The organism is Microcystis sp. 49638_E5, from assembly GCF_021300285.1.
GTDB classification, from domain to species: Bacteria; Cyanobacteriota; Cyanobacteriia; order Cyanobacteriales; family Microcystaceae; genus Microcystis; species Microcystis aeruginosa_C.
The window spans coordinates 1-10,173 of record NZ_JAJTDH010000117.1; the positions used below are offsets into that span (position 1 = coordinate 1).

Sequence of the window (10,173 nt, forward strand, 5' to 3'; positions counted from 1 at the left end):
ATCCAATAAACGCTTGGGGAGAGAATACCTCTACTTTTTCAGAAGCAATTCTGTCTAAGCAAGTAATCTCTGTGAACCAAGAATCCCCGTCTCTTTAGAGCGGGGAGTGTCAAATGATGAGCGTCACTCATATAGCCTTTTCGGTAGCTTTGACGAGCATAACGTTGGGAACCGCCAATCCGGAGATATTGGGCATAGCGGCAGTGGCGGCCTTGTTACCAGATATCGACACGGGCAAAAGCTCGCTCGGACGGCTCTTGTTTCCCGTCAGTGGTTGGCTAGAAAAGAGAACGGTTCACCGGGGCATAACCCACAGTTTCTTCGCTTCAGGTGTCGTCACCCTTGCGGCTTATCCCCTGTCCCTACTGGGTTATAGTCAACTCTGGTACGGTCTGATTCTCGGTTACTTTTTCGGCTGGTTTGCCGATGTTTTTACTAAGTCGGGAGTGCAGGCGTTTTATCCCGGTCGGGGAAGGATGATCATCCCGAGAAATCCGCGTTTGAGGTTGGCCACGGGCAGTAATGCGGAGTGGTTTCTGCTGTTTGTTCTTGTGGTCGTCTCGGTTCTGAGTATTTCTATCAATAGTGGTGGCGGTCTGATTCGCGGGTTCAATCAGGCATTGGGTTTGCCGTCGGGAGCGATCGAGACGGTGAACGAGGATGCTTCCCGTTATCTGTTGCGGGTTAGGGTTCAAGGGAGAAATGCCATTACCGAACAGCCGATTGACGCTACTTATGAGGTAATCGAACCGTTGACCGTTAGCGATCTGCTGGTCAAGGACGAAGGGGGAACGGTGTACCGACTGGGTTCGAGTCAGGAATCTCAGATCATCGCCTCGCGCCTTCGCGTGGAAAGGGTCGCACCAGTCCAAGTAAAGATCGAAAATATCTTCTTGGAAGATGAGTATTTAGATAGGCTCGCTAATTTAACGGAACCCTTCGGCGTAGCTCAGGGTAACAGGGTATATTTAACGGGAACGCTGACCATTGCCGATGGTTCGGGTCTGAGTTTGCCCAGTCATGCCGACCGTTTCGATACTATTACCCTACAACCGGGTAACGTCGCCTACGCCCGACTCACCGCCGCTAGTCCCCAGTATGTGATCGACAAGTTGGGAGAATACAGCGTTTCAGGTCATCTCATCGCTAGGATCATAAATGTTCAATAAACAGCAGAAACCACTACCCAACGCCGTTTTACAGGCTCCGAAGCCCCTTAATTCCCCCCTGTCAGAATCATCGCCACCGTCTGGCATCCTTCTGGGGGATAACTGTTATTGGAATCCGGGTCATCTCCCCAACGGTCACATCGTCGCCATCGGTGCATCCGGTAGTGGCAAAACCCAGACCCTCAAAGCGATCGCCTATTCCCTCAGACAGACCTATCCCGATATTCAGTTATTTATCATCGATTTCCACGGTGATCAGGAGATTATCGGTGAAACTTGTTATCCCCTGCACATGGCCAGTTCTCACGGCATCAATCCCCTGATTGTCAACCTCGATGCTGAAGGGGGTGGTCCCCATCTACAGGCCATCGCCGTTACCACCACTCTAAAACGTTCTTTGCAGTTGGGACCAAATCAGGAAGGTTTACTGTTAGAAATATTGCAATTTTGTTACGACCGGCGGGGTATCAGCCAAGAACAACCGACAAGTTGGACAAGGGAAGCGCCCAATTTTACCGATTTGCAGCAGGAGATCGAGTCGCGGGTGGAGAGCGGCTGTAAGGAATCGCAAAAACTGAAACTGAAACTGATAGCCACCTTCACCTACGGTGTCTTCTGCCGTCCCCAACCCGACTTCACCGAGAAACATATCCGCATCGATCTCTCGAAATTACCGCCGGAGATCGGGGCGATCGCCGCCGAATCCTTGGCCTGGCAATTGATGAACCGACACCGCCTCTTGGGAGAAATCGAAGGGAAGTTACCCCGTACCTACCTATTCATCGATGAGGCCAAGGAATTGCGGAAAAGTCGGGCCTGTGACCGCATCATCGCTGACGGTCGTAAGTACGGGTTGGGTTTGGTGTTGGCATCCCAATCGGAACGACATCTCAGCGACGACGTGATCGGTAACTCCTCTACCAAGATCGTTCTGCCAGTGGACCAATCGGAAGTGAAGCGGGTGGCCGCCAAATTCCGTTTCGCCGAGAAGAAAGTAGCCGAGTTAGTACCCTTGACCGCCCTATGTCGTTTCGGCAAACAGGCAGAAATGACCAGTATCTTTCCCTATCACCGGAGGGTAAAAGATGGTTAGCACTCTTTCTAGGTCAAAACCCCACCAGCGACGCACTGAGACGGTTTTCGCTATCCTTGACGACGCACCAGCCGGTACGACCTACGAAGGTCTGATCTCGTTGGTACGGGAGAAAACGGGTAAGGGTTGTTCCCGTAAGCTGATTAGTCGCTGGAAACGCGAACGCACGGGAGAAACCGTCTTAGAAATTCCGACTGTCTTAGAAATTCCAACTGTCTTGGAAACCCCGACCGTTTTGGAAACGATCGCTCCTCAAAAAACACTCAGACAAAGTTCAGTGTTTACCCTGAGAGAAGCCGAAGGGCTTGCCCTGAGAGAAGCCGATACTTCCCCCATTGTCCCCATAATCGAGAAACACAGCGAGAAAACAAGCGAGAGTGTTGCCCTGAAAGAAGCCGATACTTCCCCCATTGTCCCGGAACCTTTCTATTCCCACCGTCCTGATTTCTTTCGTTACCTGACCCTTGCCGTCGCCACCATCATCACCCTAGTCGGTTGCAGTTACACCACAGCCCAAAAAACCCCCAGCACCACCGTTACACCTGTTACACCTGTTACCCCTGTTACCTCTTACCCCCCTTATCAAGGGGGGATTAAGGGGGGATCCTCTCCGAAAAAAACCCACTCCACCGTACCGAGAGAGATCAAAATCCGATTGACCCTTACCACCCCCGCAGATCTGCGGGTCAAACAGGGTTCTCGGATCGTTGCGGGTCAGATACTAAGCGATCGCATTACCGAGAGACAACGACTCCAAACCCAACGTCAACAGTTGGAACTCTCCCTAAAAAAGTTGCAGATTCCCCTCCCCGAACTCACCTTACCTTCACCACCCCCAACATTAAATAAACTTCCCCCCGTTTCCTACAGGCAAGAAATTGCTCATATTACCCTAAAAACGGGAGAATTACAACAGATAGAGACTAAAATCACTCAACAAAAACAGAAAATTTCTCAATTACTAGCCCTTCCCTCTGCCCCCCTTATCAAGGGAGGATTAAGGGGGGATCAAGCCCCCCTTATCAAGGGGGGATTAAGGGGGGATCAAGCCCCCCTTATCAAGGGGGGATTAAGGGGGGATCCCGTTAATGTCGCTTCCCTACCCACTTTTGTTACTATCGACTCTCAACCTTTACCCCCTTATCAAGGAGGCCAGGGGGGATCCGTGGAGACAATCATCGAACACGAAAGGGCGAAACTCTCCCAAATGGAAACGGAACGGGAACAGGCAAAAATACAACTGGACATCGCCCGTGCCGCTTTATCAACCGCCAAGGAAAAGCGTCTTCAGGAAGAATACCAATTGGCTCTAGAAGAAAACCGACGGGCGATCACCCTTCAGAACCAACAACTAGAAGTGGAGAAACAGAGGGCAGTTCGCGCCGCACAACTTCAGGAACGGGAATACAACCAAGCGGTGATCAGGACGAGAATACAGGAGATCGACAATGCACTGGTTCAATTGGCTACGGTTAAGGCTCCCTACCCCGGAACGGTCAAACGGCTTAAATGGCAAGGTCAGGATGATCGCCTTCTCACTGTCGAGCTTACTGTTGATGTGGACTCCCCTACAGGCCGCTCCCCTTCCCTGTCTCGATAGCGGTAACGATTGTCTCCGTACCCTCACCGACGCGGCGATCGAACGTTCCCCTGAATTGCAGACCCTCGACGAGCGCATCGCCCTGATCGATCGCCGGTTACAGTTGGCTGGACAACGTATCGACCAGGCCAACGCCCGACAATGGACAGGTTATCTCACCACCGACCCGATCGCCATTCTGCAAAATCTGTTTGGGGGTGGTCAGGTACAACAACAGAGGATGGCCATCACCGACCTCGAAATCAGGGCGGCCGACCTAGAGGCGGCCAGGGCTGAATTGGAACGTCAACGGGCTGCCAAACGCTCCCAACTGGGAGAACAGGTCTTAACGCTGGTGATCGCCTACGAAACCGCCGGCGATCGAGAACAGGCGATATTAGCCCAACTGTCCAATCACGACCTCTTGACCAGGATTACCGAGATCGATTACCGTCTGGGCGGTTCATCCACCGAAACCTATCTAACAAGAATCGCCCAACGAGAACAGTTAGAGATTCAGTGGAACCGTTACCGTCTCGAACGGGAAACCGCTAAACGACAACTTCTATCCCTGACTGGGTTTTCCCACCCCCCTTATCAAGGGGGGCAGGGGGGATCGAAACTACTGGGGAAACTACTGGGTAATGGGTTGATATTGTCATGTACATATCCAGCGACTCCACACTTGACGAGACAATGCAGTTGCATTACCATCAAGATGTTTTTACAAATAGGCTGAGAGGTTCCAATGGATGCAACTATGGCTCCATGGCCAGAATCCACTCTTACCGATCGCTATCCTGATGGCAATTAATCTTTAGAGTAAGGGATTCCCTCTTTTTGCTGTTTTTATGCCCTGAAACAAGCTATGGATCGGGACTTTCTCGATTGACAAAAAGCCATAACCTGTGCTTTGGGAAAGATTAACAGAATTTCCGCATCTTTCTGAGAAATGCCCTCACCTCAACCGTGACAGGCTCGATCGCCGGTTCGACTGGTAAAAAACTAGGGGATGCGATCGATAGAACAAGGGGAAGCGAAATCTAGGTTAGCTTTCCCGTCACGTTTTGCTTTTCTGGTTTCTGTGTGGAATTAATTTCTAGCTTTCTTGTTTGTGGCTTAGTAAGGTTGAGAATTAGTAGGCTAATTTCAGAAGTAATAGAAAGGGAGCAATCAGGGGAAGTAATTGACGTTATAATTAGCCATAGTTTTCCGTCAAAATTGGATTTTTTCTCTTGAAACTCTGATTAATCGGTTTTTAGAGCTAATTTTGACTATTGGTCTAATCTGCCGCTATTCTTTGCTGTGACTGACTTATAAATTTTTGGAGATGTCTATTATAACCAAAAAAGCGATCGTAATATATAAGTGATCTCACTAACATTGTTCTTCAGTCTTATATCTGCGAATAGCACTGTTCATCAGGTTAATCTGCTCTGCGTGAAATGAAGGGGGCATGGCACCATGAGTCGTGTAGTCTAATCCATCGTGCATGACATCTGTTGGTAATTCAGAGTGATCTAAACCTAAGGTATGACCAATCTCATGAGCAATCGTGTTGGCAATTAAATTAGATAGACTACTAATACTAAGATTGCCTCTACAAGAAGCATAAAAAACTTGATCGATTCTGATAATTGCATGACCAGTAACTTTACCTAATAAGAAGCTCGCTACTCCTAAATAATCTACTGGCTGACTGTCAGCAAATACATAAACATGAGTAAATTTATCTTGCCATTCCTGACTGTTAGGTGGTTCTGTAGTAAGAAAAACCTGAACACCTCTGAATGCACCATACAGTCTGGAAAAAGCTTCCATAAAAATTGCACTCATGGTTTCTTGATATTCGGGTAAGACTGCCATATTTGAAATATCTATCCAAATACAATGGCGACTTTTTTCTGAAAAATTTCGCAAGGGAAAACCGCAGTTAGGACAAAATTCCCATTCTGCTTGAAGGCGCAATCTACAAGATTGACACCTGAGTTTAATTGGTCTAGTGAGATCTATACGCTGAGATAGAGATTGTTTTAGCTTGCGGTTGTATTTAGTTAAGTCCAGTCGTTCAAATAAAGATGACATAGCTTTCCTTTACTAAGCATAAGAACCGACAATTTCTCCTAATCCGTTGACACTAACTCCATTTCCAATTGCAGCTAACTTCCACTCGTCGTTATGTTGGTATAACTCTGCCATAATCATTCCCGTAGCACCTTTGTATTCATTTCCTGATAGATTGTAGCGAGCAAGCTCTTTGTTGTTAGACATATCTACTAATCGTACAAATGCGTTTTTTACTTGGAAAAAGTCTTGTTTTCTGGCTATACAGTCATAAATATTGACTGTAAAAACCAGTTTGGTAATTCGTGATGGCACTAAGGAAAGATCAACAATGATTTGCTCATCATCTCCCTCTCCTGCCCCCGTCAAGTTATCTCCTAAGTGAGTGATTCCTCCCGATCGATGCTTGAGATTGCCAAAATAAACTATATCGTCCTTGTCTCCAACTTTTCCGTTACTGCCCAAGCAGATTACTGAAGCATCTAGGTCGTAGTTCGGTCTGTTGCTAAATGCGCCGAACAAGCCACCCCCAGTTTGTTCCACTACATCCCATCCTAGTCCACAAATAATTTTTTTCAGACCAGGTGCCTCTTTTGTCAGGGAAATACGTTGCCCTTTCTGTAAATTGATGGCCATAATTTGAACTTTCCTTAACTATAACGATCTAGCAATGCTTGCAGCCCTCCTTGATAGCCAGAACCCACCGCGTTGAGTGACCATTGCCCATCTTTGCGATAGAGTTCTGCCATGATTAGGGCGGTTTCAATAGAATAGTCTTCTACTAAGTCGTAGCGTACAGCCTCTTGTTTGTTCTGAGCATTAACGATACGTACAAAAGCGTTTTGTACTTGTCCAAAGTTTTGGCGACGTTGCTGTGCCTCGTGAATCGTTACTGTAATAACAATCTTCTTAACTTCTTCTGGTACTTTCTTGAGGTCAATTTTAATAACTTCATCATCCCCTTCACCAAGTCCTGTTAAGTTATCCCCAGTATGTTGGACTGATTTGTTTGGATCAGGGCTGAAAAGATTGTTGTAGAAGATAAAGTGTTTATCTGAGATTAGCTTTTCATTAGCTCCCAACAAAAACACCGACGAATCTAGATCGAAGTCCGATCCAGTGTCAGTGGCTTTGACATCCCATCCCAATCCTACAAATACTTCTGATAATCCAGGAGCAACTTTTTCTAGCGATACTCGTTGTCCTTTTGTTAATGAAACTGCCATAAAATACTCTCCTGGTCAATTGCGTATTGAATGAACTTTACAGTTAAGTCGGAGGGATTTTTCCTGATTTGTCAAGACCTAGTTGGTCACAAAATAAACCAGAACTAATATTACTTTACCACCCTGTTTTTGTCAAGTGTAAACCAACAGAAATTAACAAAAATTTACATAGAGAGCAGGGTTTAACTGAAAATGGTGGTTATATTGAGCCGCAGGAACAACCGAAGCATCCCGATGATTTACCGTAGTGACTTCATTATAAACTTCTTGGGGAATGATAATTTAGCCAAAGAGTTTTTGGAGTAAGTTAAGTTGACCAACTTTGCCTTTTTCTCATACTCTCAAATCCCTAGTAAACCCTGAAACCCGATGCCAAGCTTGCTCATCTTCTTCTGTATCAACGGGCATTATATCCTTCCAAAAACTCCAATAACTTTTCTTCCCAAGGGTTCAGGTAGGGACGTTTCAAAGAACCCAATGTTTCTAGAATAGCCCTCACCGTCTCCTCTTCCCCTAACGATCGGAGTTCAACCAGACGATCGCTCAGTTGTTGCATATTTTGCCGGTGGTCAGGGGAATACTGCAAATCCCTTAAATTCTCCTCTCTAACGGTATATTCACCGTTCCAAGTCCGCACCAGACAGGAAAATTCTCTCACCTCGATCACGATACACCAACAACCACCCAGACCCCGCAAATCGGGGTTATCTTTGATCAGTATTTCGCAGACATCACCGACCCGGTAGGGTATGGGAATTTTGGTTCGCTCCCGGATGCGCTGTACGATATCCTTGACGATGCGACCGGACGGGACTTTACCACCAGCAGCTTCTACCGCCTGCTGCCACACTTCTCTCTGTTGGTCTGGTTCCAGTTGAGTTAGGGGACGGACTTGACGCTCGGAGATTGGCAAAATTTGAGAACCAATGGTTCTCGTTTCGTCTCTGTCTGATTGAGAACCAATGGTTCTCGTTTCGTCTCTGTCTGATTGAGAACCAATGGTTCTCGTTTCGTCTCTGTCTGATTGAGAGATTGAGAACCAATGGTTCTCGTTTCGTCTCTGTCTGATTGAGAACCAATGGTTCTCGTTTCGTCTTTGTCTGATTGAGAACCAATGGTTCTCGTTTGCAGATTCTCAAAAACTTCGGAACCAGAAATCAGATAGTCCATCTTACGACGAGAATAACCAAAACGATCACGGCAATACTCCTCAAAAGTCTTGTGGGTAGAACGGTACAGTCGTCTATCCCGCAATTCCTTCAAGGCTGTTCCCGCTTCGTAGAAAGCCCTTTCTACCTTGCGCTCCCAGAACAGACGTTGACGTTCCTCTTCTGGTGTCAGGTCATCGACCAATTCTACCCGTACCGATTGCGGGGGAAACAGATCCAGTTCTAGGTTGACCGCCCCTTCCGGTTCGGGTGGCAGCCGTTTACGGTTCTTTTTAGCCCAATCATCCAGCCACACCCGGGGCGAAGCGAACTTCGTGGTGGACTTAACGGGAATATCGAGGACAAAACCGTTCGCGCTGACGGTGCGCTTGGCACTAAAAGAATTGTACTCAAAACGCCACTCTAACCCGTAGGCTGTCCAGATTTGCGGAGAGCAAGACCAGATGTTCACGCCGTTACCTCTCGACTACTTGACTATTTACAGTCGCAAAGTTTGTCTTTTTCAACCAATGATATTAATATTATAAGTGATAGAATAGACGATAACAATAGTTTTTCTGAGAGGTTGTGGACGTGGTGAAACAGAAGAAAGCGGTGATGATTCCCGTCGAGATGGTCGAGACTATCTCATGGTCGGAGGAGGCGGGATTGAAGTTAAAGGAGATTCGGGAGGGACAGGGACTATCTCGAAACAAGTTGGTAAATAAGATCAGGGATGCCGGTCGGGACATCTCCCCCCAGCACATCCAAAAGTTGGAAACCGGTTTCAAGGCAATAACGGGAGAAACTCAGACAGCCAAGAGTGTCGGCACGGCTACCCTCCGAGCGATTCTCGACGCTTTGGATTACCCGCTCGATCAGTTCCTCACTGAAATCGGTCACAAGTAAACCACCTGAGTGCCTTTTTAATCCCCGAACCGAACCGACGATAACTTACGAAATTCTCTTGCTTCCAATTGAAGCCTTTTTTTTAGGGACTATACTGGATTTATCCGTTGGTTCCGCGTACCTATCCACTGTTTAGCTTTTTGTTCCCTCGATCTTAACCCCTCGGAGATGAAAAATTATGCAAAAAGCCGCCTCGTTACCCGATCGCTACCGAATCGGAAAAACTCAGTTTTACGAACGCCGCCAGCATCTGATCCGCTTGGGTTACGACATGGAAGCCGAGAAACACGGTCGAAACAGCTACTACAGTGATGAACAGGTGCAAATATTCGATGACCTAAACACCCACTATAAGAAATGGGGTACTCTCGAAGGTTTTCCGACTGCTACCCCCGAAATCGCTGATAAACAGACCGAAACCGACAAAAATTCCTCCGTAACTAACGCCCAGACGGGATTAGTTCAGCGAGAGAGTGAAAAAGTCATAAACGATTCCGTCGATGCCGAAGAAATCTTCGTCGATACCAATCCCTTAGAGGACATTCAAGAGGATAATTTTCGTCGTGTGGATGAGGCCGCCCAGTTTGCCGCCGCCCAGAATATCGTCGCTTTCAACTACCTGACCGTCAACTACATGAAAGAACGCAATTTCAGCGTCCCCGGTCTAAGGTCACAGGTAGAAAAATCTGACCGTGTGATCGAGGAGTCCCTCGATTCCCTCAAACAATCCCCAGAAGTAATCGCAAAGAAGCTGATCCAACGTACCAAGAAGGAACCAGAACAGATGACCTAACCTTGATCCTACAGGGTGCGCTCGATCGAGAACGCCGTCGTCTGTTACATTGGTTTCTCATCTGTCAGATCACGGGATTGTTATCTGGTGGGGTCATATCCATTTCTCTTAAAGGTGAACCCCTATCGGGAGCGGGTTGGGGATTGGGCATCGGTAATCTCCATTTCGGGGTGTCCGTCGGTTTTCTATCGA

At 47.4% G+C, this 10,173-nt stretch carries 13 protein-coding genes; 8 read left to right on the forward strand and 5 right to left on the reverse strand.

Annotation, left to right across the window (positions count from 1 at the left end):
• Nucleotides 1-113: 113 nt before the first annotated feature.
• From LW728_RS20840 to LW728_RS20855, 4 genes are read left to right on the forward strand one after another with little or no spacing between them, the layout of a single operon-like run.
• Nucleotides 114-1,169, forward strand: coding sequence for a metal-dependent hydrolase (locus tag LW728_RS20840; RefSeq protein ID WP_287768033.1), 1,056 nt, complete (start codon nucleotides 114-116; stop codon nucleotides 1,167-1,169).
• A complete protein-coding gene (locus tag LW728_RS20845) occupies nucleotides 1,159-2,262 on the forward strand; it encodes an ATP-binding protein (RefSeq protein WP_287768036.1) in 1,104 nt (367 codons plus the stop codon). The genes LW728_RS20840 and LW728_RS20845 overlap by 11 nt, the downstream gene beginning before the upstream one ends.
• Nucleotides 2,255-3,862 carry a hypothetical protein gene (locus LW728_RS20850; protein ID WP_287768038.1) on the forward strand — a complete coding sequence of 536 codons (1,608 nt, stop codon included), beginning with the start codon at nucleotides 2,255-2,257 and terminating at the stop codon, nucleotides 3,860-3,862. The genes LW728_RS20845 and LW728_RS20850 overlap by 8 nt, the downstream gene beginning before the upstream one ends.
• Nucleotides 3,819-4,580 carry a TolC family protein gene (locus tag LW728_RS20855; protein WP_287768040.1) on the forward strand — a complete coding sequence of 254 codons (762 nt, stop codon included), beginning with the start codon at nucleotides 3,819-3,821 and terminating at the stop codon, nucleotides 4,578-4,580. Before LW728_RS20850 ends, LW728_RS20855 begins: the two co-directional genes overlap by 44 nt.
• 638 nt (nucleotides 4,581-5,218) lie before the next feature.
• On the opposite strand, the gene LW728_RS20860 is transcribed toward LW728_RS20855, so the two are convergent.
• From LW728_RS20860 to LW728_RS20870, 3 genes are read right to left on the reverse strand one after another with little or no spacing between them, the layout of a single operon-like run.
• Nucleotides 5,219-5,926, reverse strand: a complete 708-nt coding sequence (locus tag LW728_RS20860) for a matrixin family metalloprotease (protein WP_287768043.1) — start codon at nucleotides 5,924-5,926, stop codon at nucleotides 5,219-5,221.
• 12 nt (nucleotides 5,927-5,938) lie between these two features.
• Entirely contained in the window at nucleotides 5,939-6,541 is a 603-nt protein-coding gene (locus tag LW728_RS20865; RefSeq protein ID WP_002760097.1) for a TerD family protein, read from the reverse strand.
• Between the two features lie 14 nt (nucleotides 6,542-6,555).
• The gene (locus LW728_RS20870) at nucleotides 6,556-7,131 is read right to left on the reverse strand and encodes a TerD family protein (protein WP_002760098.1); all 576 of its coding nucleotides are present in this window, start codon (nucleotides 7,129-7,131) and stop codon (nucleotides 6,556-6,558) included.
• A 68-nt stretch (nucleotides 7,132-7,199) separates the two neighbouring features.
• Here LW728_RS20870 and LW728_RS20875 point away from each other — a divergent pair, with 68 nt between their 5' ends.
• Nucleotides 7,200-7,379, forward strand: a complete 180-nt coding sequence (locus LW728_RS20875; protein WP_287768045.1) for a hypothetical protein — start codon at nucleotides 7,200-7,202, stop codon at nucleotides 7,377-7,379.
• Between the two features lie 149 nt (nucleotides 7,380-7,528).
• Here LW728_RS20875 and LW728_RS20880 read toward each other — a convergent pair whose 3' ends face one another.
• Both LW728_RS20880 and LW728_RS20885 read right to left on the reverse strand, forming a co-directional pair.
• Nucleotides 7,529-8,044 (reverse strand): hypothetical protein, encoded by a 516-nt coding sequence (locus LW728_RS20880; protein ID WP_287768048.1) that lies wholly within the window; start codon nucleotides 8,042-8,044, stop codon nucleotides 7,529-7,531.
• Nucleotides 8,011-8,751 carry a hypothetical protein gene (locus LW728_RS20885; RefSeq protein WP_287768049.1) on the reverse strand — a complete coding sequence of 247 codons (741 nt, stop codon included), beginning with the start codon at nucleotides 8,749-8,751 and terminating at the stop codon, nucleotides 8,011-8,013. The genes LW728_RS20880 and LW728_RS20885 overlap by 34 nt, the downstream gene beginning before the upstream one ends.
• Nucleotides 8,752-8,876: 125 nt before the next feature.
• On the opposite strand from LW728_RS20885, the gene LW728_RS20890 reads away from it, so the two are divergent.
• From LW728_RS20890 to LW728_RS20900, 3 genes are all read left to right on the forward strand, one after another.
• Nucleotides 8,877-9,188, forward strand: coding sequence for a helix-turn-helix domain-containing protein (locus LW728_RS20890; RefSeq protein ID WP_287768051.1), 312 nt, complete (start codon nucleotides 8,877-8,879; stop codon nucleotides 9,186-9,188).
• Between the two features lie 178 nt (nucleotides 9,189-9,366).
• A complete protein-coding gene (locus LW728_RS20895; protein WP_004269051.1) occupies nucleotides 9,367-9,981 on the forward strand; it encodes a hypothetical protein in 615 nt (204 codons plus the stop codon).
• 2 nt (nucleotides 9,982-9,983) lie between these two features.
• A partial coding sequence (locus tag LW728_RS20900) for a hypothetical protein (protein WP_287768053.1) occupies nucleotides 9,984-10,173 on the forward strand: 190 nt, incomplete at its 3' end.

Excerpts from the sequence above, each read along its gene's own strand:
- LW728_RS20870 (WP_002760098.1), bottom strand. The coding sequence starts at position 7,131 with ATGGCAGTTTCATTAACAAAAGGACAACGAGTATCGCTAGAAAAAGTT.
- LW728_RS20845 (WP_287768036.1), top strand. The coding sequence starts at position 1,159 with ATGTTCAATAAACAGCAGAAACCACTACCCAACGCCGTTTTACAGGCT.
- LW728_RS20895 (WP_004269051.1), top strand. The coding sequence starts at position 9,367 with ATGCAAAAAGCCGCCTCGTTACCCGATCGCTACCGAATCGGAAAAACT.
- LW728_RS20850 (WP_287768038.1), top strand. The coding sequence starts at position 2,255 with ATGGTTAGCACTCTTTCTAGGTCAAAACCCCACCAGCGACGCACTGAG.
- LW728_RS20865 (WP_002760097.1), bottom strand. The coding sequence starts at position 6,541 with ATGGCCATCAATTTACAGAAAGGGCAACGTATTTCCCTGACAAAAGAG.
- LW728_RS20855 (WP_287768040.1), top strand. The coding sequence starts at position 3,819 with ATGTGGACTCCCCTACAGGCCGCTCCCCTTCCCTGTCTCGATAGCGGT.
- LW728_RS20860 (WP_287768043.1), bottom strand. The coding sequence starts at position 5,926 with ATGTCATCTTTATTTGAACGACTGGACTTAACTAAATACAACCGCAAG.
- LW728_RS20840 (WP_287768033.1), top strand. The coding sequence starts at position 114 with ATGATGAGCGTCACTCATATAGCCTTTTCGGTAGCTTTGACGAGCATA.